Below are 24,313 nucleotides of genomic sequence, written 5' to 3' on the forward strand. Positions count from 1 at the left end.
AATCGACCGACCTGGATTCGGCACGTAAAACCGCAACGAGCACGCGGAAAACAACGACTGCCTCACCCAGACGACGGGACTCTGCATTGGGGCAAGACCTTGAAATCACCAGTGCTTTTGGCACGCTTTGCGTGCTCGATCGATCGTTTGAAGATCCAGTTCCCTTAAACGAAAACGCCGCCGAAACGGCGGCGCGGATTTCAGTCCGATCACGCCTGATCGGGCCAGAGGGTTAGATATAGAGGCAGATATCGCTCTCGCCGGCGAACTCGAAGAAGGCCGCAGCCCCCGCGTACTCCACACCATCGATGAACTCGGCCGTATTCAGGTCGAACAGATCGACCGTCATCTGGCAAGCGATGAGCTTGACCTCCGCTTCCTGACACAGATCGCGCAGCTCATCGACACTGGCCACGCCCTTGCTCTGCATCTTCTTCTTCATCATGGAGGTCATCATGCCCTGCATGCCTGGCAGGGTCAGCCCCAGCACGGGGAACCACTTATCCATCCCCATCGGCATGGGCATGCCCGGGTTGCCAAGCGGGGTCACCTCCAGGGCCAGCTTCTTCTTAAGCAGTTGCAGACCGTAGAAGGTGAAGAAAATCTGCACCTCGTAACCCAACGCGGCTGCGGTCGAAGCCAGAATGAACGGGGGGTAGGCCCAGTCCAAAGAGCCCTTGGTGGCGATGATCGCCAGTTTTTTCTGTTCCATCGAGTCCTCCTCGCGGGCCTGCCGAGCTCGCGAAGTCATGTGTGATCGGAAAGAGAAAGATCGATTGCGCGAGGACTCTGGACGATCAGGACTTTTTGATGAGGAAGTGGAACTTGCCGCCTTCCTCTTTGGACTCGACGAGTTCGTTGCCGGTCTGCTTGGCGAAGGCGTCGAAATCCTTGACCGAACCTGGATCGGTCGCGATCACATGCAGCACCTGACTGCTCGCCATGGCGTTCAGGGTCTTCTTGGCGCGCAGGATCGGCAGCGGACAGTTGAGGCCGCTCGCGTCGAGTTCTTGGTCGAAATCTGCCATGAAATACCTCCGGTCTAGGTCTGTTGTTTTAGAATATCAGTAGACACAATAATTGATATATAGGGTAAAACCATAGAAAAAAACAAGCTATACCCCGGGCAATCCTAAAGCGATCTCGCACAGCTCCGCATCAGGAGGCATCCACGATCGGATATCCATGACGCGCCCAGGCAATGATGCCGCCACGCAGGTTCAGAACCCGATCGTAGCCCTGTTGCATCATGAAGGAGCACGCCTGATATGAGCGGGCACCACTGCGGCAATAGAGCACCACATCCCGATCCTTCGGCAATTCGTTCATCCGTACTGGAATCAGATGCATCGGCACCTGTAGGGCGTCGGGTATGACGCCCTGCGCCATCTCCGCCGGAGTGCGGATGTCCACCAGGAGCACATCCTCACCCTCCAGAAGCCGCTGGCGCAGCGGCTCTGATTCGATTTCGTTGACCACGCTGCCGTCCTACCATAAAACTAAGCAATTAAGTATATTAAGGACTTTTGAATACCAACTCAACGACCCTGTGGGCGCAACACCACCGAGACCACTGAGATGACCATGGAACTCCTCCCGATCTTTCTCGACCTCAATGGCAAGCCCTGTCTGGTGATCGGTGGCGGCACCACCGCAGCCCGCAAGGTGGGCAGCCTGCTACGCTCGGGGGCGGCCGTCACCCTGGTCTCCCCGACGCTCTGCGAAACGCTTGAGCGCAAGGCCGAGGTGGGCGAGTTCCGCTATGTCGCGCGCTGCTTCGAGCCGCAGGATCTGCCGGGCAACCGACTCATCATCGCCGCAACCGACGAGGGCGAAACCAACCGCCACATCGCCCAACTCGCCAACGCGCTCGACATCCCCGTCAATGTGGTCGACGACCCGGAGGCCTGCACCTTTCTGCTGCCATCCATCGTCGACCGCTCGCCGGTCACGGTCGCCATCTCGACCGGCAAGGCCTCTCCCGTCCTGGCCCGCCTGCTGCGCACCCGGCTGGAGTCGCTGATCCCCGCCGGCTATGGCCGACTCGCCGAGTTCAGCGGACGCTATCGCCACCGCGTGAAGACGCGCTTCACCGACCAACGCGACCGTCGCCGCTTCTGGGATCGCGTGTTGCAGGGGGCGGTCGCCGAACGCGTCTTCGCCGGCCAGTTCGAGGAGGCCGAGGCCATCATCGAGCAGGAGCTGGCGCCGGACGCCCTGGACCAGGACATGGGCGAGGTCTATCTGGTCGGCGCCGGCCCAGGCGATCCGGACCTGCTGACCTTCCGCGCCCTGCGCCTGATGCAGCAGGCCGACGTCGTGGTCTACGACCGTCTGGTCGCCGCGCCAATTCTGGAGATGACCCGCCGCGACGCCCGCCGCATCTATGTCGGCAAGCAGCGCAACCATCATGCGATGCGTCAGGAGGAGATCAACCGGCTGCTCGCCGACCTAGCCAAGGACGGGTTCCGCGTGCTGCGGCTCAAGGGCGGCGACCCCTTCATCTTCGGGCGCGGCGGCGAGGAGATCGACACCCTGGCCGCCGAGGGCATCCCCTTCCAGGTCATCCCCGGCATCACCGCCGCCTCGGGCTGCGCCGCCTACGCCGGTATCCCGCTGACTCACCGCGATCATGCCCAGTCGGTCACCTTCGTCACCGGCCACCTCAAGGACGGCAGCATCGACCTCAACTGGCCGGCGCTCGCCCAGCCGAACCAGACGGTGGTCTTCTACATGGGACTGGTCGGATTGCCCATCATCGTCGAGCGGCTCATGGCCCACGGCGTCCCCGCCGAGATGCCGATCGCGCTGGTCGAACAAGGCACCACCCACATGCAGCGGGTTTACACGGGGACGCTCGCGACCATCGGCGACATCGTCACCGCCGCGCAGCCGCAACCACCGACCCTGGTGATCGTGGGCGAGGTGGTGAAGCTGCGCGACAAGCTCAACTGGTTCAGCCCACCGGACGAACCGGTGCAGGGGGCCACCGTACCGATCCTCTAAATCTCGGCCAAACCGAGCGCCGAAGGCGTGGCATCGCTCTCCCGCCACCGGCGCTCGATCTCATCGACCGGCATCGGTTGGGCAAAGCAATACCCCTGGAGGACATCGCACTCCATCCGCGCCAGCATTTCGGCCTGCTCCAGCGTCTCGACCCCCTCGGCCACCACGTCCATCCCGAGCGTCTTGCTCAGATTCACGATGGTCTTGACGATAGCCTCGGCACCCGTGTCCCTGGCCGCCTCGTGAACGAACGATCGATCGATCTTGATGACGTCCACTGGCAGGCGCCGCAGATAGGACAAGCTCGAATGGCCGGTCCCGAAATCGTCGATGGCCACCGAGACACCCATCGCCCGGAGCGCCGCCAGGATGGGCGAAGTCTGGCTTGGATTCGACATCACGCAGCTCTCGGTGACCTCCACCTCCAAGAGAGTCGGCGAAATGCCCTGCCGCTCGCACTCGCGCCCGATCATGCCGACCAGATCGTCATGCACAAGCTGACGCGCCGAGACATTGATGGCCACCTTCCTCCAGCCATAGCCGGCGCGATACCAGCGCGCGATCTGACCACAGGCCTCGGCCAGCACCCAGCTCCCGATCTGACCGATGAGTCCGCAGTCCTCGGCGACCGGCACAAAACGATCCGGCGGCACAAAGCCCAGTTCGCCACGATTCCAGCGCAGCAATGCCTCGAACCCCAAAAAGCCATGATCCGAGGCGGCAACCTTGGGCTGGTAATAGAGCGACAGCTCCTGGCGCTCCATCGCCTCGCGCAACGCCAACTCCAGCTCCAAACGTTCACTGGCCTGATCGGCGAAGATCGGCTTGAAAAAATGATAGGTGTTGCGGCCGGCCGCCTTGGCGGCATAGAGCGCCATATCGGCGTTCTTCATGAGAACATCGGGATCCGTACCGTCGTCCGGGTAGATGGCGATGCCGAGCGAGGAGCGTACATGCATACGGTTATTCGGAAGCTCGAAGGGCCGCGCAAAGGCGTCCAGCAGTTCGTGCGCCAACACCACGGCATCGTCCGGCTGACGAAGGTCGGACATCAGCGCCACGAATTCGTCGCCGCCGAGACGAACCAGGGTATCGCTGGCACGCAGACGGGCCTTTAGACGACCGGCGACCTCGCACAATAGCTGATCGCCAACGTGGTGCCCGAGACTATCGTTGACGGCCTTGAATTGATCCAGATCAAAGATGAGCACGCCGAATCGGCAGCCATTACGGCGCGACTGCGCGATGCCGTGCTCAAGCCGATCCAGCAACAGCTTACGGTTGCCCAATCCGGTGAGCGGATCATGTAGCGCCTGATGCAGCAGCTGCTGGTCCTTGTGATAATCCGAGGTGACATCGCTGAAGACGGAGACGTAGTGCGTCGGCTGCCCCTCGGGGTCGCACACGACATCGACGACACGCCGCTCCAGGAAGACCTCGCCATCCTTGCGACGGCTCCACATCTCGCCATCCCAGCGCCCGGTCGCGTGCAAGCATCGCCAGAGCTGGTCGAAGAAATCCTCGCCGTGCCGATCCGAGCGCAGCAGCTTGAAGGATCGCCCGATGACCTCCTCGGACGCGTAACCGGTGATGCGCGTGAAGCCTGGATTGACTTCGAGAATGCGGCCATCGATCGACATGACCATGATGCCCTCGGCGGTATTCTCGATCACAGAAAAGGCGAGCCGCATGCGCGCCGTCCGCTCCTCGACCTCGACCTCCAACGCCAAGCTGTGCTCCAGAAGCCGCTGCTGGGCGGAGAGCAGCTCCTGATTGAGTCGATCGACGACCGAGCGTTGCTCCCGCATCTCGGCGAGCAACGCCTGATTCTCGATCAGACGCTGCTGCGCCATGACCAGAACGTCACGCGTGCGTGCATGGCTGAAAAACGACAGGGCCATGAAACCGATGCCGAGCACGAAGACGACCGGACCCGAGCCCGGCGTATCCAGGATCATGATGGAGGCCGGCAGCATCAGACAGAGGATGTAGAGACGCGCCGACCAGAGCACGGGCGCGAGCACCGCCGCACCGCCACCCGCGAGACCGGCGATGATGGCGATCATGGCGAGCCGCTCGACCGGCTCGGCAGACGGAAAGACCAGGATCGGCAGCGCCGCCCAAACCAAGCAGTTCAGCACCAACGGCCACTCGAACATGCGAGCGCGGGTAAGGGTGCTCAAAGTCTCCCGGTATGCGTCATGGACGAAAAGCAGCAGCATGCGCAGCACGAAGACGACGAATCCCGAGACGAGCCAGAACGGTTCGATCAATGCATGGGTGTGAAGCCAGTGAATGCCAGCCATCCCGAGCATGGAGACGGCCGTCATGGGGATGCCAGCCCACCCCTGACGAAAGGCCTCGTCGATCAACGCCGAATGCAACTGCTCGGCGGCAGCCGCACTGGATCCGGGGGCACGAGGGCAGCTCTGCCCTCCATCAGCAGGTGGCAACCGGGTCGAGCGTAGATCGTCGCCGACCTCATCGAGAGCGACCGCGACACCACCGATTCGATTGGGATCCCCCATTGACCACCCCGTCCTTGCCACCGAAATACCCCGCGCAACGCTGGGATGCATCGCCGTCGTCAACGGCCGTAAACCGTTACAGGAGAGAGCGGAAACCCAGACCTTGCGCTTGTGACCACGAGTCGCGCAAGCCGTCGAAAAGGCCATCGAGACATCCTCACACGGCGAACAGGAGGCGCCCGAGGCACATGCCGCAACGAGGCGTCTCTACACCTATTGTGCAGGCGTGTTCGGATCCATCGCAATACGCCTGCACTGAGCACACTCCGCCGCCGGAACATCAGCCCAGATGTGCTGTCTCCTGGTGGGCGACAACCTGCTCGCCTCACCCCCGAACCGGGACGACCGACGGGGACCGAGCGAGAGCGCGAAGGCTGTACCGCGCCGGGTACGACTCGACTAAACTAGTCGGGTCCCACGCCAAAAACACAAGAGCAACAGAGCGAGAACGGGCGATCCAGCGAACGCGCACATTGAGCAGATGCGACAGCACCCACCGAGCGGCGGCGAGCGCCGGACGGTCGATTCAAAATTCCCGAGCGTTCAGCCACCCATCAAGCTCAACCGCTTGATTTGAATTCATCACTCTAATGAGGAGAAGCACATGGCCATCAGCCTGCAGAAAGGCGGCAACGTCAGCCTGACCAAGACCGATCCCGGTTTGACCAACGTCCTCGTCGGACTGGGTTGGGACGCACGCTCCACCGACGGCGCCGCATTCGACCTGGATGCAAGCGTCTTCCTAGTCGGCGAAGACGGCAAGGTGCTGTCGGACGGGCACTTCGTCTTCTACAACCAGAAGACCTCGCCCGACGGCGCCGTGGTCCATGCCGGCGACAACACCACCGGCGAGGGCGAGGGCGACGACGAGACCGTGAGCATCAACCTGCCGGGCGTCGAAGCCGGCGTGCAGCGCGTCGTCTTCGCCGTCACCATCCATGAAGCCGAGTCCCGCAAACAGAACTTCGGCATGGTCCGCAATGCCTTCATGCGCGTCCTGAACAAGGACTCCAACACCGAGCTGGCCCGCTTCGACCTCTCGGAGGATTACTCCACCGAGACCGCCATGGTGTTCGGCGAGATCTACCGTCACGGCAGCGAATGGAAGTTCAAGGCCGTGGGCCAAGGCTTCGCCGGCGGTCTCGGCGCACTGGCAAAGGATCACGGGGTCAACATCGGCTAATTTTAGCGTCCAGCCGTCAGCTTCCGGCCTCCAGCAAGAGGCTGGTAGCTGGTCGCTGATCGCCCCCATTTAGCCGAGAGGTGAATGCCATGCCGAACTTCACGATCACGGGAGAAATCGATCCCTTTCTGCACGTAAGCATGCAGAAAGGCGAGAAGATCTATTGCGAATCCGGCGCCATGGTCATGATGGAAGAGGCGCTTCAGGTCAAGGGCCAGATGCGCGGCGGCCTGGGACGCGCGCTGATGCGCCGGCTCGCCACCGACGAATCGCTGTTCCAGCAAGAAATCGAGGCCGTCGGCGGTAACGGCGACTGTCTGCTCTCGCCCACCCTGCCGGGGGGAATCGAGCTGATTCAGATCACTCCAGGCTCACCCTTCACCCTATCCGACGGCAGCTTCCTCGCCGCCGACCATGGCGTGGACGTGCGCTCGCGGATGAACAGCCTCGGCGGCGGTCTGTTCGGCGGCACCGGCGGCTTCGTCATCATGGAAGCGGTCGGACAGGGCACCCTGGCCGTATCCGGATTCGGCGCACTCTTCACGCTCGACATCTCGCCCGATCGCGACACCGTGATCGACAACAGCCACGCGGTCGCCTGGTCGTCCAACCTCCAGTTCGAGGTCGGTATGCCCCGCACCGGAGGCGGCTTCTTCGGCAACGTGGTCAATTCGGTGACCTCGGGCGAAGGGCTGGTCATCCGTTTTCGCGGCCAGGGAAAGGTCGTGGTCTGCTCGCGCAACCGGTCCATTTTCAATCCCCAGACACACTGACGGCGTACAACAGAAACACGACGCCGACGACACCACATTTCGACGACACGAGGTATTTCAGCGATGGGCATCAGTCTTCAGAAGGGTCAAAAGATCTCGCTCGACAAGGAGGCCGGCGGCGGTCTGACCCGCATCGTCATGGGACTCGGCTGGGATGCCGCCCAGGCCAAGAAGTCGGGCTTCCTCGGCGGCATGTTCGGCGGCGGTGGCGATGACAGCATCGATCTCGACGCCTCCTGCCTCATGTTCGACGAGCAGGGCAACCTGCTCGACGCCGTCTGGTTCCGTCAGTTGCACAGCAAGGACGGCAGCATCACCCACACGGGCGACAACCGCACCGGCGAGGGCGAGGGCGACGACGAGCAGATCATCGTCGATCTGTCCAAGGTTCCGGCCGGGGTCAAGAGCCTGGTCTTCACCGTCAACAACTATACCGGGCAGGATTTCTCGCAGGTCGCCAACGCCTTCTGCCGCATCGTCAACGGCACCAACAACGCCGAGGTCGCCCGCTACGACCTCAGCTGCCAAGGCACCCACAACGCCATGATCATGGCCAAGGTCTATCGCCATAACGGCGAGTGGAAGATGCACGCCATCGGCGAGGTCGGCCAGGGTCGCACCTTCGAGCAGATGCTGCCCCAGATCAAGCCGCATCTCTAAAGGGCGGCGACACACCTCGCATGACCCGAGACGGTTTCAACTGAACGGTCTCCAATGTGCGCGCCCTGCTCGATCCGACTCGACAGGGCGCCACCGCCGAATGCAATCCACATTATCTGGCACTGCACGGCCAGACGCATCGTTTTCAACGGTGCAAGGCGCCGATGGTCACGGCCGAGGGACGCATCCTGAAAACACCCGGCCACCACCGCGTCGAGGTTCATTCGTGACGACACGCCATATCCAACTGGACACCGGACGGCTCTCCGTCCAGATCCGCGAATCCGCCTTTGCGCTCGACGAACTCTGCGGTTTCGCCGCACGCAACAATCGCAAGCGCGGCTTCCTCTTTCTGAGCAAGGTGCTCGGCAAACACTGGCCGGCCCGCCCGAGCCAGATGCGCCGCATCCACCGACATCTGGCCGCCCAACTCGCGCCCGCTACCGGTCCCAGGGCCTTCATCGCCATGGCAGAAACCGCGACCGGGCTCGGCCAGGGCGTGTTCGAGGCCGCCCTGGAGCATGATCCGCACACGCCCGGCCTCTTCGTCCACTCCACCCGCTACCGGGTCGAGGGACGCCGCTTCCTGGAATTCCAGGAACCCCACTGCCACGCGCCGGACCAGACGCTCTATCTGCCCCTGCGCCCCGAGCATCTCGACACCTTCGCTCAGGCACGCGAACTGATCCTGATCGACGACGAGATCAGCACCGGGACCACCCTGTGCAATCTGGTCGAGGCCTATCGTTCCTTCAATCCGGCGATCGAGCGGGTTCAGTTCGTCTGCATCACCGATTTCAGCGGAGCGGACAGCGCCGAGCGTTTCAGCGAGCGTCTCGGCTTGCCGGTGTCCTGTCTCGCCGCGCTGCACGCCGACTTCGACTTCCAGCACGGACCGCAGCTGGCCGCCGACATCCCGCCAACAGCAGTCGGCGCCAATCGGCGCGAGCCGGGACAGATCGCCGAGACACTGGGACGCTTCGGTATCGACCGAGCCATCCAGGTTCCGGCCGAGGTCCTGTCACACGCGACCGAGGGACTGGAACCGAGCGCCCCCATTCTGGTCCTTGGAACCGGAGAGTTCATGCATGCGGCCTTTCGCATCGGACTGGAATTGGAGGCGCGCGGTTTCGCCGTTTCGGTACAGGCGACCACCCGCTCGCCCATCCTCGTCGGGGCCGACGTGCACCGCAGCCTGATCTTCGGGGACAATTACGACGAGGGCATCGCCAACTATCTCTACAACGTCGATCCCGCCGACTATGCGCGCATCCTCGTCTGTCACGAGACGCCGCGAGCGGGACTCGATGGACTTATGGAGGCCCTGAATCCAGACGGACGAATGCGGTCCAACTGCATGACCTACCGTTACCCGGACGCCCTCGGCTGACGCAGGACATCCGGGATGGTCGCCCTCCCCGCCCGCTTGGCGTGACGCTTCACCCAGCGGTCACCGGGCACGGGCAGAATAGACAGCACTGTATTTTTCGATAGCGAACGGAGACTCTCAATGGCCATCAGCTTGAACAAAGGCGGCAACGTCAATCTGAGCAAGGAGGCGCCCAACCTGGTAAACGCCCTGGTGGGCCTGGGCTGGGACGCGCGCGCGACCGACGGACAGCCGTTCGACCTGGACGCCAGCCTCTTCATGGTGAAGGAAGACGGCAAGGTCCCGAGCGACGCCCATTTCATCTTCTACAACCAGAAGACCTCCCCGGACGGCTCGGTCAACCATACGGGCGACAACCTGACCGGCGCCGGTGAGGGCGATGACGAATCCATCAAGGTCAATCTGCCCAAGGTCCCGCCCGAGATCCAGCGTCTGGTGATCGTGGTCACCATCCACGAGGCCGAGGCCCGCCACCAAAACTTCGGGCAGGTCAGCAACGCCTTCGTGCGGGTCGTCAACGACGACACCAACCAGGAGGTGGTCCGCTTCGACCTCTCCGAGGACTACTCCACCGAAACCGCCATGATCTTCGGCGAACTCTATCGCCACAGCGGCGACTGGAAATTCCGCGCCGTCGGCCAGGGCTATGCCGGCGGTCTGCGCGCGCTGGCGCTCCAGCACGGCGTCAACGTCGGCTGATCCCTGCCCTCAGATAAACCGCAAAGGCGCGAAGAACGCAAAGGACTCGATTCGTGGGTAGGGCGCAATACGCTTCGCTATTGCACCCTACAAGATTCAACCCTTTGCGCCCTTTGCGTCTTTGCGGTTCGACTCCCCATTGAAATCATCCACCGAGGTAATGAGCGGATGAACTTGACACACGGACAACGGGCGAAGGTCGCCGATCTGGTACCGAACGGCCAACGCTTCACGCTCGGGGTCACGGTGAACGCACCAGGCATGAGCGTCGACATCGCCTGTTTCGGTCTGGACGCCAACGGCAAGCTGGCCGACGAGCGTTACATGACCTTCTTCAATCAACCGACCACGCCCTGCGGGGGCGTCTCGCTCGCCACGCCACCCGGAGACGCAGCCGGATTCTCGATCGACCTCGGCCGATTGCCGCCGAGCATCGAGCGCCTGACCCTCACCGCCGCCATCGACGGCGCTGGTACCATGTCGCAAATCGCCAGCGGACAGGTGCGTTTCATCGACGGGGGCAGCGAGGCCGGACGCTTCGCCTTCAGCGGCAGCGACTTCGCCCAGGAGCGCGCACTCATGCTGCTGGAGATCTATCGCAAGGACGGCGTCTGGCGCACCTGCGCGCTCGGCCAAGGCTTCAACGGCGGTCTGGATGCGCTGGTCACCCACTTCGGCGGCACCGTCGCCGAGACCCCGCCACCGCCTCCACCGGAGCCGCCCAAACCGCAGGCACCGCCAGTGGATTTGAGCAAGATCACACTCGAAAAGCGCGGCAACTCGGTGGCGCTGGAGAAGGCCGCCAATGCGAGCCATGGCGAGATCCTCATCAATCTCAAATGGCGCAGCCTGCCACAGCCCAAGAAGAAGGGCCTGTTCGGCGGATTCGGCCCCAAGCGGACCGACCTGGATATCGGCTGCCTCTACGAACTGGCCGACGGCGACAAGAGTGCCGTTCAGGCATTGGGCAACACCTTCGGCAGCTACAACACCCCGCCCTACATCGCTCTGGACGCCGACGACCGCACCGGCACCCGATCGGAGGGTGAGAACCTCCGCATCAACGGGCAGCAATGGGACCGGATCCGCCGGGTCCTGGTCTATGCCTTCATCTACGAGGGCGCGCCCAACTGGGCCGAGTCGGACGCGCGCATCACGCTCAAGACCCCAGGACAGCCCGAGATCGAGATCCAACTCGACTCGCACCGCAACGACCGCCCCATGTGCGCCATCGCGCTACTGGAGAATCAGGGCGGCGCTGTCAAGGTCACCAAGCTGGTCGACTATTATCGCGGCCATGTCGACATGGACCTGGCCCACCGCTGGGACCTCGAATGGGCACGCGGGCGCAAGGACTGAACAACGGGGCGCATCAGGCCCGTGTGGCCGGGGGACTCTGCTAGAATCCAGGCACCGAGCGAGACCCACGGGGCGCCCGCCCCTTAGAGACAGGGAAGCGGATCAAAAGATACCGGATAGGGAACTCCGACACGCCAAAACGAACGAATTCGAGCGCGGCTGGACCAAGTTGGGTGCGGACGATCCACGTCCGATGCACGAACCGGCCCAAACGCCGCTTTCAATCCACTGAGAATCATCACACAGGTGCCACCATGGCCTTTCAAGACTTCCTGAACAACCTGAAACAGAAAGCGAACGACCTCAAGAACGAGGCGATGAAGTTCAAGAACAAGGATTTCCTCAACGCCGCCGTGAGCGGATCCGTGCTCATCTCGATGGCCGACGGCAACATCTCCTCGGAAGAGAAGCAGAAGATGATGCGCTTCATCGAGAACTACGAGCCGCTGTCGGTCTTCTCCGGCAAGGAGCTGATCGAGGCGTTCCAGAACGCGGTCACGCAGATCGAGTTCGACAAGGATCTGGGCGAGGCCAAGGCCTACGACGCCATCCGCAAGATGAAAAGCAACGATGCCGCCTCGCGTCTCATCCTGCGTCTGATCATCTCGATCGCCGGCGCCGACGGCAATTTCGACGACGACGAGAAGCGCGTCGCACGCAAGATCGCCATGGAGCTGAGCCTCGATCCGGCCGAGTTCGAACTGGCCTGAGCGTGCGGACACTGGTCTTCCTCGACCTGGACGACACACTGTTCCAGAGCCGCCCGAAATGCCCTCCTGACGAAGACCCCTACCCGGTCGCCTATCTGAAGGACGGCTCGGCCCATTCCTTCATGACCGAGGGGCAGCGGGCGTTCTGGCGGCTGCTGGACGGCAACGCGACCCTGATCCCAACCACCGCGCGGGATCAGGGCGCGTTGCGCCGCGTGGATCTACCGTTCAGAAGCTGGAGCATCATCGACTATGGCGGGGTCATCCTGGATCCCCAGGGCGACCCGGATGCCCGCTGGATGGAGCGGATGCACTCGGTCTCGGGGGAGGCCATCGACGCGCTGAGCGGACTGCTCGATACGGCAGAGTCCTTAGTCGCCCGTCTGGACCTGTCGGTCCGCATCCGCATCATCGAGGATTACGGGCTACCCTTCTATCTGGTGGCCAAATACCGATCTGGCCGGAGCGCCGACCTGGACCGGCTTCAGCATGAGGTCATACAGCCCTGGGTGAGCGCGCGCCAGGACCGCTATCATCTGCACCGCAACGCCAACAATCTGGCCGTGCTGCCCGCCAGGCTCGGCAAGGAGCACGCGGTCCGCTATCTGATCGAGCGTCTGCGCGAGTCGGGAGAGGCGATCATGAGCATCGGTGTCGGAGACAGTCTGATCGACGGGGCCTTCATGGCCGCGTGCGACTACGCCATCACCCCGCGCGGCTCGCAGATCTTCGACGCAACGCTCGGCCGCTTCGCCCGCTGATCCGCTTCACATGACCTTCCCATGACGCGCCTGAATGCAACCATCTCGGGCCTGACCCAGACTAGCCGCCCACCGATCGAGAAACGACCTGCGCAGGACGATGCTCCACGCCCGCCCGCACTCGATCCGCACCCCGGACGCGAGCTCAGCATCCCAGGCAAGCTGGATCCGTCGCCCCCCGATCAGACCGTCTCGCTCATACGAGGTCTTTCACATGCTTGAGGCATACCGTCTGCGCGGATCGCTCTACGTCCCGGTTACCCACAAGGACCTGCTGAATATCGCGAGCGGAGCGCGCTGGTCCGAACTGCGCTCGGTCATCTTCTGCACCGAGGATGCCGTCTCCGAAGAGGATCTGGAGCTTGGCCTCAACAATCTGCAGACCTGTCTGGACCAAATGTCGGCCGACTCCAAGGCACTGCGCTTCGTGCGCGCCCGCAACCCCGAGATTCTCGCCAGGCTACTGGCACTGCCGGGCGTGGAGAAGCTGGACGGCTTCGTCTTTCCCAAGGTCGAACTCGGGAACATCGACGACTACATGGGTCTGCTCGCCGATACCCGGCATCGCTGCATGCCGACCCTGGAAACGCGCGACGTCTTCGATGCCGGACGCATGACCGCGTTGCGCGATCACATGCTGGAGCAGGACTATCAGAGCCGCATCTTGGCGCTACGCATCGGTGGCAACGACCTGCTGTCCATTCTCGGCATCCGCCGTCCGCGCGACCGCACCATCTACCGCACCCCGCTCGGCCACACCATCGCCCAGTTGGTGACCATCTTCAAACCCTATGGATTCCAGCTCACCGCGCCGGTCTTCGAGCATATCGATCACCCCGAGCTGTTGAGCGAGGAGTTGAGCGAGGACATCGCCCACGGTCTGTGCGGCAAGACGGCCATCCATCCGGTCCAGATCCCGGTGATCGAGGCCGCCTTCCGCATCTCGCCCAACGACCTGGAGGCCGCCCAGCGCATCCTGACGGGAGATCGCGCCGTCTTCAAATTCGGCGGATCCATGTGCGAGGTGGCGACCCACAGCTCCTGGGCCCAGCACATCGTGGCACGCACCTCGATCGACTCCTGAGCGGCCGACAGCAGCCTCCCATGATCCAGGTGCTGATCGTCGATGACGACCCAGACATCCGGGAGATCGTCTCAGAAGAAGCGCGACAGCAAGGCTGGAGCCTGATCGAGGCGGGCAGCGAGGCCGAGTTACGCTCCAGCCTGGAATCGGTCACGCCCGACATCATCCTGCTCGACATCCGCCTCCCGGACCAGGACGGCCTCACCATCGCCCGCCAGCTCCGCGCAACCTCGGCGATTCCCATCATCATGCTCACTGGAATGGGCTCGGACGTCGACCGCATTCTCGGCCTCGAAATGGGCGCCGACGACTATGTCGTGAAACCCTTCAACCCGCGCGAACTCACCGCCCGCATCAAGGCCGTCCTGCGGCGCACCTCCGGCGCGCTGGCCAGTACGCCTCACAGCCCCGCCCCAAACCACGACTACCGCCGCTTCGCCGGCTGGACACTGGACCTCTCCGCGCGAATCCTCACCGATGCCAGCGGCAATCCCGTCTCGCTGACCAACGCCGAATACCTCCTGCTCGAAGCACTGGTCGAATCTCCCAAGCGCGTGCTCAGCCGAGAGCAACTGCTGGAGCGCACCCACAACGACGATGCGGATGTCTTCGACCGAACGATCGACGTGCTCATCCTCAGACTCCGACGCAAGATCGAACCCAACCCCCACACCCCCAGACTCATCCGCACCGAACGCGGCGCCGGATATGTCTTCGACGCCGTCGTCGAAAAACGCTGAAAACAGCGAGACTGGACTCAAGACGACAGGAAACCCCGACCGAGCGACCGGTGACGGGGCGGCGATGCCCCGTCGCCTCGATTTTACGAGACGTCGCCTTTTTCACCCTGGGCGAAGGCCAGCTTGCGCCGCATCGCCTCCACCTCGGCCTCGTGGATTTCGTTCAGGATCGCGTCGAGATCGACCGTCCGATGCTGGCCTTTGAAATGCCCCGTGAGCGTCACATCCGGCGTCAGATGGCCATGTTCATACAGGTGCCAAATTTCCTGGGCGTAGCTGGTCGTGAGCAGCTCGGGCGCAAACTGTCCGAAATAGGCGGCCAGATTGTTGACATCGCGCGCCAACATCCAGGAGGCATGGTTGTTCGCCGCCGCGTCCACCGCCTGAGGAAGGTCGATGATCACCGGACCTTGCGGATCGACGAGCACATTGAATTCGGACAGGTCGCCATGCACCAGTCCAATACAGAGCATCCTCACCACGTCGGCGATCAGCGAGGCGTGATAGACGCGGGCCTGATCGGGGCTCAAATCCACGTCGTCCAGACGGGGCGCCGCGTCGCCCTCGTCATCGGTGATCAGCTGCATCAGCAATACGCCGTCGACGAAGTGGTAAGGCTGAGGCACGCGCACCTCGGCCGCAGCCAGACGATAGAGCGCGTCGACCTCGGTGTTCTGCCACACGTCTTCCTGCTCCTGGCGTCCGTACCTTGAGCCCTTTGCCATCGCCCGCGCCTGGCGGCTATTGCGCACCTGACGCCCTTCCCGATACAACGCCTGCTTGTGAAAACCGCGCTGTTTCGCTTCTTTATAGACCTTGGCGCAACGCACGACCCCTTCGGATCGCACCACATAAACCGCCGCCTCCTTGCCGCTCTTGAGCGCATAGAGGACTTCGTCGACCAGGCCTTCCTGGATCAAGGGCTCGAGACGTTTGGGGACTTTCATGGCTACCTTATTTGGAAGGAGGGCGCGCGGGTCGCCGGACCGGGAATCATCCAACGCGGATCACGGCGGACGCGATACAGCACGTGAACGACATGGACGGCTTATGCACACTATGGTCCCACGACGGAAGTCATATCACCATACTGATCCAACCATCCTGGGCCGGAGAAACACAGCCAAACAGGGCGAAACATGGGACATCGGGCGTGGACATGACACAAAAACGCAGCGCAATGCCCTTTCGGCGTACCCTCCGCAGCCCCAAAAGCGGAGGCTTCGAAACGCCTGGCCACCCTCAAGCGGAGAGCAGACGCGCAACCGTTCTCGCCAGCAGATCGAGCGGCACTGGCTTTTTCAGCAGCACCTCGGCGATCTGCAGGCGCCCATGATCCTGACCCGAGGTATAGAGCACCCTCAGCCCCGGCCTCCGTTCCCGCGCCTTGTCCGCAAGCGCGAAACCGTCCCACGGCGCCGGCAGACCGATATCCGTGTAGAGCAGACGGATGGATGAATCGCCCTCCAGCACGTCCAACGCCTCGGTGCCATCCCGTGCAATCCGCACAGGGTAGCCCAGCGATTCGAGCTGAGTGGCGGTCAGGTCGAGCAATGCGGGGTCGTCATCGACGACGAGCAGTGTCTCGCCGTTGCCCTGGGGGCAGAGCGCAACTGCGCCATCTTCCTGCAACTCGCCCGAGTCCGCTACTGCCGATTCGGCGCAAACCGGCAGCCGGATACCCACGCGAGCGCCCTGCCCCGGCTCGCTCTCGATCGTGACGCCACCGCCCGACTGACTGACGAATCCATAGACCATGCTGAGCCCCAGACCGCTGCCCTTGCCGCCGGATTTGGTGGTGAAGAAGGGCTCGAAGACCCGGTCGATGAGCGCTTGCGGGATGCCGCAACCGGTGTCTTCGACACGGATCTCGACCTCGGCATCACTGAGCCGCACCGTCTCGATGCGGATGCGGCCCTGCCCGTCCATCGCGTCACGGGCGTTGATCGCCAGGTTCATCAGGGCGTTTTCAAGCTGGCCGGGGTCGATGCGAACCAGCGGCAGCGCGACCGCCAGTTCGCTTTGCAGCACGACCCCGTCGCCGAGGCTGTATTCGAGCAGGTCCAGCATGCCGGTCACCAGCGCGTTGACGTCGACCAACTGCGGATCCAGACGCTGGCGGCGCGAAAAGGCGAGCAGTCGCTCGACCTGCCGGGCTGCGCGATCCGACGCGCCCATCGCCTTTTTCCAGCGCGCATACAGGTCCGGGCGATCCTTGAGGCCCTCTTCGAGGTAGGTCAGGTTGCCCTGAAGCGCGGCGAGAATGTTATTGAAGTCGTGCGCGATACCGCCGGTGAGCTGGCCGACCGCCTCCATCTTCTGAGCCTGGCGCAACTGGCGCTCCATGGCGCGCCGCTCGCTGACATCGAGATGGATGGTGACGAAACCGCCGGTCGGCACCGGATTGCTGCGCAGCTCGACCAGACGTCCGTCCGGACAGCGAACCTCGTATTCGCGGGTGAGCGAGCGGCGCTCGCTGACGAGCTCGGCCAACGCGACCTCCTCGCCCAGCGGGGTGAAGGCGCGCGTGCCACGCTCGGCCAACCGCACGTGGATGTGCGCGAGCGAGACACCATACTCCAGCGCGGCATCCGACAGCCCATAGAGTTCGAGATAACGCGGATTCCAGGCGATCAGGTGCTCCTGGGCATCGAAGACGGTGAAACCGTCGTTCATGTTGTCGAAGGTCGCGAGCAGCAGGTTCGACTTCTCGGTGAGCTGGCGATCCAGCGTCTCCATGCGGAAAGACTGTTCCTTGAAGACGTTGAAGACGCGCGCCAGGTCGCCGATCTCGTCGTCCCGATCCATCGCCGGGACACGGGCCTGACGCTCCCCCTGGGCCAGCCGCTGCATGGCCTGGGTCACCGCGCGCAGGTTGAGGCTGATATCGCGCACCACCAGACGATAAGAGAGCAGGGTCGCGATCAGAATGGCGGCGACGCTGACCGCGACGAACAGCAGGGTGTTGGCGAGCACGGTCTCGCCCATCACCGCCGCGACCTGTGCGATGTTCGCGTTGGCCGAACGGACCAAGGCATCCACCCGCGATTTGAGCTGGCTGGCGATCCGTCGATTCACGACCTCCAACCGCTCGGCCTCGGCGATCGCCGCCAATTCGCCCGAGCGCAGCGCAAAGACGCCCGTCGGCTCCAACTGTCCCGCGAGATCGGCGATCGCGGCACTCAGCTCGTCGCGAAGGCCGGAGGGAATCCTGGGCACCAGGCCAGCGAGCCGGTCGCGAATACGCTCGAAGGTGTGCCGGGACTGGCGAACCTGATCCAGACTCGACGCCTCGGTCGCGATCAGCAGTTCGCCGAAGGCGAAGCCGGCCAAACGCTCCGCATCCAGCAAGACGCCTTGGGCGAGCGCAGCGCGCCGAAACAGCGGCTCCGGCGCGCTCGGCTCGCGGTCGACGACATCCGTGACCGCCAGGATCGAGGGACCGAGGATCTGCTGCACACGCTCGCGCAACTGGATCAGACGGTCGCGCTGACCGATCGCCGCGCGCCCCAGATCCGCCTGACGTTCGATCAGGGCCGCGATCTGGCGCAAGTTGTCGGCCAGCGCCTGGGTCAGCCGGGAGAAATTCGCCGCATCCGAATCCTTACCCGGATGGAGCCGGTTCAGATGCTCGGCCTCGCTGGCGAGGGATTGCAGATCCTGCTCGATCAGGTCCATCTGGCGTCGCCGCGCGTCCGCATCCTTGAGCACCATGAGTGCGGGCGTGCGGTCCTGCAGCCGTTCGCCGATGCGCGCGAGCAGCAGGGCGGCCTCGGAGGCCGGCAGCTCCCGCTCGGCAACGGTGGCGACCTGGCTGCGGATCTGCGTCAGGGCAACCAACGCGACGGCGCTCGCGATCGCGATGGCCAGCATCGCCAAACCGAGGATGAGCAGCAGGCGCGCCTTGATGCCGGAGCGGCGATGACTCGGGGCGGTATCCGGCCTCATGGGGGCGATCCAGTCGCGAGGGCGTCCTCCAGTCCCATCGCCTGACGGTAATACCTGCGTTGCGCCTGGCGTCCGAGCCGGTCGGTGAGCGACTCCCAGTCTTCCGCCGCCGCCCGCAGACCAGCCTCCGGCGAGATCGCTCCGGCCATCACCCGGTCGAGCTGGTCTTCGAGCGCGGCGATGTAGGCGCGATAGCCGGGCAGACGCAGATCCCTGGCGATGGTATCGGCGGTCAGGCTCATTCGCAGTACCCGCAGATAATCGTCCGCCTGCTGCTGGCCCAGCAGTGTGCGCCAAGGTTGCGGGTCGGCGAGCTGCGAGGGACGGTAGGGGTTGATTCCGGAGGTGCCGTCGAGTACGTCCTCGGCGCTGTGCTCGGGGCTGGCGAGCCAGGCGAGGTAGTCCCAGGCTTGGTCTATGTTTGTGCTGGAGGCCGGGACGACGCCGATCCAACCGCCGAAGGCGAGAAAGGTGACGGAGCGCAGCGTCGGCAGGTCGTCCCAGGTTTGCGTCGCCGGATTCCAGACCTCGTCGCTGCCTGGAAGCGCAAAGAAATCGACCTGGCCGGCGACCGGAGATGCCGCGACACCCTGCAGCGCCCCCGCCAGAACACCGGTGTCCGCCCAGTCGATGTCCATCGCCGCCCGCCCAGCCGCGAAGCGGGTGCGCACGGCCTCGCTGTCAAGCAACCCAGCATCCGCCGGTCCGGCGTGACGTAGCGCGATGAATTCGGTCAGTGCCCTGACCCAGCCGGGGTTGTCGATGGCCGGCGTCATGGTCTCGGGATCGAAGAACATGGCGCCCGGATGGTCGGGGTGATTGGTGTAGGCGGCGGCGTGGCTGAAAAGGTACCAGATGCGCTGTCCGCCTCGGGCGTAGGCCTCCAGCGTTCCGGCCAGCGGCTGGCCGTTCGGGCCGGGACGGCCGCTGAAGAAGGCGGCGATCTCCCGGTACTGGGACCAGGTGCTCGGCGGCGCCAGATCGCGACCGTAGGCGGCCGCAAAGGCGACGCGGGTCTCGGGATCCGCGAAGAGATCGCGCCGATAGGCGCCCAGGTGCAGGTCGCCGTCGATGGTCAGCGCCATGACGCGACTACGCCAGCGCATCAGGGCATCGCGGTAGACCGGATAGATGTCCTGGACGACCGAACCTTCGAGGATGCGGTCGGGCACCGGAGCCAGATAGGGCGCGAAGTCCGGCAGCCAGGCCGAGGGGATGAGCAGCACGTCGTAAGGCATCTGGGCCGTGACGAAGCCCAGCATGATGCGCTCGTAGAGCTCGGAGAAGGGAATGCGCGAGAGCCGGACCGAAACGCCGGTCGACGCCTGAAAGCTCGCGGCATGACGGGCCGCCGGACCGCCGATGGCGCTGGTATCCCGCGTGAGCACCGTCAAGGGGGCGCCTGCGGCCGGCACCACAGCGCCTAATATGACAATTGTTACACACAGAGTCGTGAATCTGTTCATCGTCCATTCATCTGGCGGGTTTCAGATACCCCCAAGCAAGCGCGGCGCCAACCCCGTCTGGAGTTGGCGTCTGGAGTTGGCACCCAGCCTAGCGGGCCAGTGAGCGGCCTGTCCACGGTGGCGAGGCGCCCGGAAAGATCGCGCCGCAGAGCGCGCACAGGGCCGCCGCATGACGTCCTTGACGACAACGATAACGAACGAGGATCACGATGAATCACATTAGGATCGGACTCACCGCCCTCGCGGCGGCGATGCTGCCCCTCTCCACCACCGCCCTCGCGAGCGATTGGCGCTCTGGCGACACGCTGACCGGCGACTGGGGCGGCACGCGCACCCAGCTCAAGGCCGAGGGCATCGACGTCTTCGCCTACTACAACGCCATCGTCTCCGCCAACGTCAGCGGCGGCAACGAGGACGCGAACGCCTACGCGGGAGACCTCTTCGCCGGCGTGACGCTGGATCTGGGCAAGCTGTTCGGTGCGGACGGCTGGACCTTCAACCTGAGCGGCATCGACCGTCACGGCGAGAGCATCGACCCCGAGGTCGGGGGCATCTACAGCGTCATGCAGCTGGTCGGCGGCCAGACCTGGTTCCTCTACAACCTCAGCCTGGAGAAGACCTGGGACGCGGGTCGCCATGCGCTCAAGTTCGGTCGCATCACCGCGACCGACGACTTCGCCGGATCGCCCTTCTACGGCTACTACCTGTCCAACAGCATCGACGGCCAGATCCGCGCCGTGCTCTTCGACGGGGTCATGACCTCCTACCCCTACGGCGTCTGGGGCGCGCGCTACAAATACGCGCCGACCGACGACTTCCGCCTCAAGATCGGCGCCTATCAGCTCACCGAGCGCATGTGGGACCCGGATCTGCACGGCACCGACTTCACCTTCCGCGACAGCGACGGCATCTCCGTCATGGTTCAGCTGGAATGGGACTGGCGGATGGGCGCCAAGCCCGGCCACTTCGGCCTCGGGCTCAACAACGTCTCCTTCGACATGCCCAACTTCAACGCCGACGACACCACCGACACCTTCATCCGCTACTACGCTCAGATCGACCAGCAGGTGACCCAGGAGCGCGAGGGCTCCGACCAGGGGCTCTACCTCTTCGGCACACTCGCCTACACCAACCAGCAGGAGCCCGCGCTGGTGCCCTTCCAAACCAGCTTCGGCGCTCAGTACCTCGGCCCCTTCGAAAGGCGCAATCAGGACCGTCTCATCTTCGGCACCACCTACGGCACGCTGAGCGACGACTACGCCGACGCGCAGGAGGCGCTCGGCAAGGGGCGGCCGGATTACGAGTGGATGTTCGAGCTCGGCTATCGCATCCAGCTCACCAAGTTCGCCTACGTCCAGCCGGATATCCAATACGTCGTCCAGCCCGGCGGCACCGGCGACATCCCGGACGCGACCGTGATCGGCATGCAGTTCGGCGTGTCGCTTTAGAAAGCCACCAGCCGCCAGCTTCCAGCGACCAGACAGAAGTGCTGGAGGCTGGCGGCTGGAAGCTGGCCGCTCAATAACTAGAGGAGGCTCAACATGCTCTCATTGGACGCATCGGCCGTTCGCCTCGGGGCGAGTGCCGCGAACAAGACGGACGCCATCCGTCAGGTCGGCCAGATCCTGATCGATTCCGGCTATATCGAACCCGGCTATGTCGACAGCCTGCTCGCGCGAGAGAAGGTCGCCAACACCTTCCTCGGCAATGGCATCGCCATCCCGCACGGGGTGCCCAAGGACCGAGGGCTGATCAGGCGCACCGGCGTCGCGGTGCTCCAGGTGCCGGACGGTGTGGACTGGAACCCCGGCGATCGGGTCTATCTGGTGGTCGGTATCGCCGCCAAGTCGGACGAGCACCTGCAGATCCTGACCAACCTCACCGACGTGCTCGGCGATCCGGCCGAGGCCGAACGTCTGGCCCATACGCACGATCCGGCCGACATCGAGCGCCGACTCTCCTCGGGCGCCGAGCCGGCGTCGCCGACGGCCCCGAAGCCACTCCCCGACGATCTGCCCAACCACTTCGACATCCGCATCGACAGCCCGCACGGTCTGCATGCGCGTCCGGCGACCGCTTTGGTCGACATCGCCAAGGGCTTCGACGCCACCATCCGGGTGCGTCACGGCGATCGGGCGGGCGATGCCAAAAGCCTGATCGCGCTGCTGAATCTCGGGATCGGGTCGGGCGCGACCATCCGTGTCATGGCCGAGGGTCCGGATGCCGACGCGGCACTGGCGGCGCTGCGCGAGGCCATCGAGGCCGGACTGGAGGATGAGGAAGACGCACCGGCCGCAGACAGCGAGAGGCAACAGATCGACTGGGAGGGTCGGAGCATCGCCGGTGTCGCGGCCTCGCCCGGCCTCGCTGCCGGTCCCGTCTGGCAGTACCAGCGCGGCAAGATCGTGGTCGCGGCGACGGCACGCGATCCGTCCGCCGAGCTGACGCGATTGGAGCGCGCCATCGAAGGCGCCAAGCGGGAGCTGGCCGAGCTGTACGAAGAGGTCAAGTCACGCTACGGCGCGGGCAAGGCCGCCATCTTCCGGGCGCATGCCGAGTTCCTGGAGGATCAAGGGGTCATCGAGGCCGCCAGGACGCGCATTCGGGACGAGTCACGCAGCGCCGGGTATGCCTGGGAACAGAGCTATGGCCAGCAGGCCAAGGAACTGGCCGCCCAGAAGGACGCCCTGCTCGCCGCCCGCGCGGTCGATCTGCGCGACGTCGGACGCCGCGTTCTGCGTCTGCTGGCCGAGCGGATCGAGGACGATCCCAAGCTGCCCGACACCCCGGTGATCCTGGTCGCGGACGACCTCAGTCCCTCGGATACGGCAAAGCTGGATCCGGCTCTGGCGCTCGGCATCTGCACCGCCTCGGGCGGACCGACCTCGCACACCGCCATCATCGCCCGCTCGCTCGGCATCCCGGCCCTGGTCGGCGCGGGCGACTCGGTGCTCGACATCGCCGACGGCACCGACATCGTGCTCGACGGCAACAGCGGGACGCTGGTGCTCACGCCAACGGATGCCGATCGGGCCACTGCCGAGCGCGTCCAGGCCGACATGGCCGACCAGCGCGAGGAAGAGCGCCGCGCCTGCTATCAGCCCGCCATCATGACCGATGGGGCGCGGGTCGAGGTCGTCGCCAACATCGCCGCGCCCGAGGAGGCGGCCAGGGCGGTCGAGGCCGGTGGCGAGGGCGTGGGCCTGCTGCGCACCGAATTCCTCTTCCTCGGCCGCGATCAGGCGCCGACCGAGGAGGAGCAGACGGACGCCTACACGACTATGGTCGAGGCCCTGAACGGCCTGCCGATCATCATCCGCACCCTGGACATCGGCGGCGACAAATCGGTGCCCTATCTGTCGATGCCGGTCGAGGAGAACCCCTTCCTCGGCGAGCGTGGCATCCGGCTCTGTCTCAATCGACCCGAACTGTTCCGCACCCAGCTGCGCGCCATCTTCCGTGCCTCCGGGAAGGGGCCGATCCGCATCATGTTCCCCATGATCTCGACCCTGAAGGAGCTCAAGCGCGCCAAGGCGCTGACCGAGGAGGTGCGCCAGGAGGTCGGCGCCGATCCGGTCGAGATCGGCATCATGATCGAGGTGCCCTCCGCAGTCATGATGGCCGAGGAGCTGGCGGCCGAGGCGGACTTCTTCTCGGTCGGCTCGAACGACCTGACCCAATACTGTCTCGCCATCGACCGCATGCACCCCATGCTCTCGCGCCAGGCGGACGGGCTACACCCGGCGGTGCTGCGCATGATCGACCAGACCGTGAAGGCCGCCGAGAAGGCCGGGAAGTGGGTCGGGGTCTGCGGCGGCATCGCGGGCGACCCGCGCGGCGTCGTCATCCTCACCGGGCTCGGGGTCAAGGAGCTGTCGGTCAGCATCCCCAGCATCGCGGCGGTCAAGGCACAGATTCGCGGACTCTCGATGGAACAGGCGCGCGACCTGGCCAAGCGGGCGCTCGCCTGTCCCAGTGCCGCCGCCGTGCGGCGGCTGCGCTGAGG

The 24,313-nt window shown here is 64.3% G+C and carries 20 protein-coding genes; 13 read left to right on the plus strand and 7 right to left on the minus strand.

Annotated elements, in window-relative coordinates:
* Positions 1-232: 232 nt before the first annotated feature.
* The 3 genes from dsrE2 to ACFSJC_RS17570 form a co-directional block, all read right to left on the minus strand.
* Positions 233-712 (minus strand): sulfur carrier protein DsrE2, encoded by a 480-nt coding sequence (gene dsrE2 / locus ACFSJC_RS17560; RefSeq protein ID WP_386028490.1) that lies wholly within the window; start codon positions 710-712, stop codon positions 233-235.
* A gap of 85 nt (positions 713-797) precedes the next feature.
* Complete coding sequence (locus ACFSJC_RS17565) at positions 798-1,028, minus strand: sulfurtransferase TusA family protein (RefSeq protein ID WP_386028491.1); 231 nt, start codon at positions 1,026-1,028, stop codon at positions 798-800.
* A 130-nt stretch (positions 1,029-1,158) separates the two neighbouring features.
* Positions 1,159-1,479 (minus strand): rhd_2599 family sulfurtransferase, encoded by a 321-nt coding sequence (locus ACFSJC_RS17570; protein WP_386028492.1) that lies wholly within the window; start codon positions 1,477-1,479, stop codon positions 1,159-1,161.
* 105 nt (positions 1,480-1,584) lie between these two features.
* Between ACFSJC_RS17570 and cysG the strand changes: the two genes are divergently transcribed.
* Positions 1,585-3,006, plus strand: a complete 1,422-nt coding sequence (gene cysG, locus ACFSJC_RS17575; RefSeq protein ID WP_386028584.1) for a siroheme synthase CysG — start codon at positions 1,585-1,587, stop codon at positions 3,004-3,006.
* Here cysG and ACFSJC_RS17580 read toward each other — a convergent pair.
* Positions 3,003-5,534: a putative bifunctional diguanylate cyclase/phosphodiesterase gene (locus tag ACFSJC_RS17580; RefSeq protein WP_386028493.1), complete on the minus strand. Its 2,532-nt coding sequence runs from the start codon at positions 5,532-5,534 to the stop codon at positions 3,003-3,005. The two genes, cysG and ACFSJC_RS17580, sit on opposite strands and share 4 nt — an antisense overlap.
* A gap of 604 nt (positions 5,535-6,138) precedes the next feature.
* Here ACFSJC_RS17580 and ACFSJC_RS17585 point away from each other — a divergent pair.
* From ACFSJC_RS17585 to ACFSJC_RS17630, 10 genes are all read left to right on the plus strand, one after another.
* The gene (locus tag ACFSJC_RS17585) at positions 6,139-6,717 is read left to right on the plus strand and encodes a TerD family protein (RefSeq protein WP_007039538.1); all 579 of its coding nucleotides are present in this window, start codon (positions 6,139-6,141) and stop codon (positions 6,715-6,717) included.
* Between the two features lie 89 nt (positions 6,718-6,806).
* A complete protein-coding gene (locus tag ACFSJC_RS17590) occupies positions 6,807-7,490 on the plus strand; it encodes a TIGR00266 family protein (protein WP_386028494.1) in 684 nt (227 codons plus the stop codon).
* Positions 7,491-7,553: 63 nt separating this feature from the next.
* Complete coding sequence (locus tag ACFSJC_RS17595) at positions 7,554-8,150, plus strand: TerD family protein (RefSeq protein ID WP_386028495.1); 597 nt, start codon at positions 7,554-7,556, stop codon at positions 8,148-8,150.
* Between the two features lie 226 nt (positions 8,151-8,376).
* Positions 8,377-9,540 (plus strand): phosphoribosyltransferase domain-containing protein, encoded by a 1,164-nt coding sequence (locus tag ACFSJC_RS17600; protein WP_386028496.1) that lies wholly within the window; start codon positions 8,377-8,379, stop codon positions 9,538-9,540.
* A gap of 120 nt (positions 9,541-9,660) precedes the next feature.
* The gene (locus tag ACFSJC_RS17605) at positions 9,661-10,239 is read left to right on the plus strand and encodes a TerD family protein (protein ID WP_386028497.1); all 579 of its coding nucleotides are present in this window, start codon (positions 9,661-9,663) and stop codon (positions 10,237-10,239) included.
* Positions 10,240-10,407: 168 nt separating this feature from the next.
* Entirely contained in the window at positions 10,408-11,598 is a 1,191-nt protein-coding gene (locus ACFSJC_RS17610; RefSeq protein WP_386028498.1) for a TerD family protein, read from the plus strand.
* 254 nt (positions 11,599-11,852) lie between these two features.
* Positions 11,853-12,308, plus strand: a complete 456-nt coding sequence (locus ACFSJC_RS17615; protein ID WP_386028499.1) for a tellurite resistance TerB family protein — start codon at positions 11,853-11,855, stop codon at positions 12,306-12,308.
* A 2-nt stretch (positions 12,309-12,310) separates the two neighbouring features.
* Positions 12,311-13,069 (plus strand): HAD family hydrolase, encoded by a 759-nt coding sequence (locus ACFSJC_RS17620; RefSeq protein ID WP_386028500.1) that lies wholly within the window; start codon positions 12,311-12,313, stop codon positions 13,067-13,069.
* 214 nt (positions 13,070-13,283) lie between these two features.
* The gene (locus ACFSJC_RS17625; RefSeq protein WP_386028501.1) at positions 13,284-14,153 is read left to right on the plus strand and encodes an HpcH/HpaI aldolase/citrate lyase family protein; all 870 of its coding nucleotides are present in this window, start codon (positions 13,284-13,286) and stop codon (positions 14,151-14,153) included.
* Between the two features lie 20 nt (positions 14,154-14,173).
* Positions 14,174-14,893 (plus strand): response regulator, encoded by a 720-nt coding sequence (locus ACFSJC_RS17630; protein ID WP_386028502.1) that lies wholly within the window; start codon positions 14,174-14,176, stop codon positions 14,891-14,893.
* A gap of 83 nt (positions 14,894-14,976) precedes the next feature.
* On the opposite strand, the gene ACFSJC_RS17635 is transcribed toward ACFSJC_RS17630, so the two are convergent.
* The 3 genes from ACFSJC_RS17635 to ACFSJC_RS17645 all read right to left on the minus strand — a co-directional run bounded on the left by ACFSJC_RS17635 (position 14,977) and on the right by ACFSJC_RS17645 (position 20,229).
* Entirely contained in the window at positions 14,977-15,840 is an 864-nt protein-coding gene (locus tag ACFSJC_RS17635) for a PA4780 family RIO1-like protein kinase (RefSeq protein WP_386028503.1), read from the minus strand.
* 295 nt (positions 15,841-16,135) lie between these two features.
* A complete protein-coding gene (locus ACFSJC_RS17640) occupies positions 16,136-18,841 on the minus strand; it encodes a PAS-domain containing protein (protein WP_386028504.1) in 2,706 nt (901 codons plus the stop codon).
* Entirely contained in the window at positions 18,838-20,229 is a 1,392-nt protein-coding gene (locus tag ACFSJC_RS17645; RefSeq protein ID WP_386028585.1) for an extracellular solute-binding protein, read from the minus strand. The genes ACFSJC_RS17640 and ACFSJC_RS17645 overlap by 4 nt, the downstream gene beginning before the upstream one ends.
* Positions 20,230-20,516: 287 nt before the next feature.
* Here ACFSJC_RS17645 and ACFSJC_RS17650 point away from each other — a divergent pair, with 287 nt between their 5' ends.
* Entirely contained in the window at positions 20,517-21,755 is a 1,239-nt protein-coding gene (locus ACFSJC_RS17650; protein WP_386028505.1) for a carbohydrate porin, read from the plus strand.
* Positions 21,756-21,848: 93 nt separating this feature from the next.
* Complete coding sequence (gene ptsP / locus ACFSJC_RS17655; RefSeq protein WP_386028506.1) at positions 21,849-24,311, plus strand: phosphoenolpyruvate--protein phosphotransferase; 2,463 nt, start codon at positions 21,849-21,851, stop codon at positions 24,309-24,311.
* The last annotated feature ends 2 nt before the right edge of the window (positions 24,312-24,313 follow it).

Source organism: Thiorhodococcus fuscus (assembly GCF_042682685.1).
Lineage (GTDB): Bacteria > Pseudomonadota > Gammaproteobacteria > Chromatiales > Chromatiaceae > Imhoffiella > Imhoffiella fuscus.

What these genes read in the sequence shown, in the direction of transcription:
- dsrE2 (WP_386028490.1), bottom strand. Translation starts at nt 712, where the DNA reads ATGGAACAGAAAAAACTGGCGATCATCGCCACCAAGGGCTCTTTGGAC.
- ACFSJC_RS17565 (WP_386028491.1), bottom strand. Translation starts at nt 1,028, where the DNA reads ATGGCAGATTTCGACCAAGAACTCGACGCGAGCGGCCTCAACTGTCCG.
- cysG (WP_386028584.1), top strand. Translation starts at nt 1,585, where the DNA reads ATGGAACTCCTCCCGATCTTTCTCGACCTCAATGGCAAGCCCTGTCTG.
- ACFSJC_RS17580 (WP_386028493.1), bottom strand. Translation starts at nt 5,534, where the DNA reads ATGGGGGATCCCAATCGAATCGGTGGTGTCGCGGTCGCTCTCGATGAG.
- ACFSJC_RS17585 (WP_007039538.1), top strand. Translation starts at nt 6,139, where the DNA reads ATGGCCATCAGCCTGCAGAAAGGCGGCAACGTCAGCCTGACCAAGACC.
- ACFSJC_RS17590 (WP_386028494.1), top strand. Translation starts at nt 6,807, where the DNA reads ATGCCGAACTTCACGATCACGGGAGAAATCGATCCCTTTCTGCACGTA.
- ACFSJC_RS17595 (WP_386028495.1), top strand. Translation starts at nt 7,554, where the DNA reads ATGGGCATCAGTCTTCAGAAGGGTCAAAAGATCTCGCTCGACAAGGAG.
- ACFSJC_RS17605 (WP_386028497.1), top strand. Translation starts at nt 9,661, where the DNA reads ATGGCCATCAGCTTGAACAAAGGCGGCAACGTCAATCTGAGCAAGGAG.
- ACFSJC_RS17610 (WP_386028498.1), top strand. Translation starts at nt 10,408, where the DNA reads ATGAACTTGACACACGGACAACGGGCGAAGGTCGCCGATCTGGTACCG.
- ACFSJC_RS17615 (WP_386028499.1), top strand. Translation starts at nt 11,853, where the DNA reads ATGGCCTTTCAAGACTTCCTGAACAACCTGAAACAGAAAGCGAACGAC.
- ACFSJC_RS17625 (WP_386028501.1), top strand. Translation starts at nt 13,284, where the DNA reads ATGCTTGAGGCATACCGTCTGCGCGGATCGCTCTACGTCCCGGTTACC.
- ACFSJC_RS17630 (WP_386028502.1), top strand. Translation starts at nt 14,174, where the DNA reads ATGATCCAGGTGCTGATCGTCGATGACGACCCAGACATCCGGGAGATC.
- ACFSJC_RS17635 (WP_386028503.1), bottom strand. Translation starts at nt 15,840, where the DNA reads ATGAAAGTCCCCAAACGTCTCGAGCCCTTGATCCAGGAAGGCCTGGTC.
- ACFSJC_RS17640 (WP_386028504.1), bottom strand. Translation starts at nt 18,841, where the DNA reads ATGAGGCCGGATACCGCCCCGAGTCATCGCCGCTCCGGCATCAAGGCG.
- ACFSJC_RS17650 (WP_386028505.1), top strand. Translation starts at nt 20,517, where the DNA reads ATGAATCACATTAGGATCGGACTCACCGCCCTCGCGGCGGCGATGCTG.
- ptsP (WP_386028506.1), top strand. Translation starts at nt 21,849, where the DNA reads ATGCTCTCATTGGACGCATCGGCCGTTCGCCTCGGGGCGAGTGCCGCG.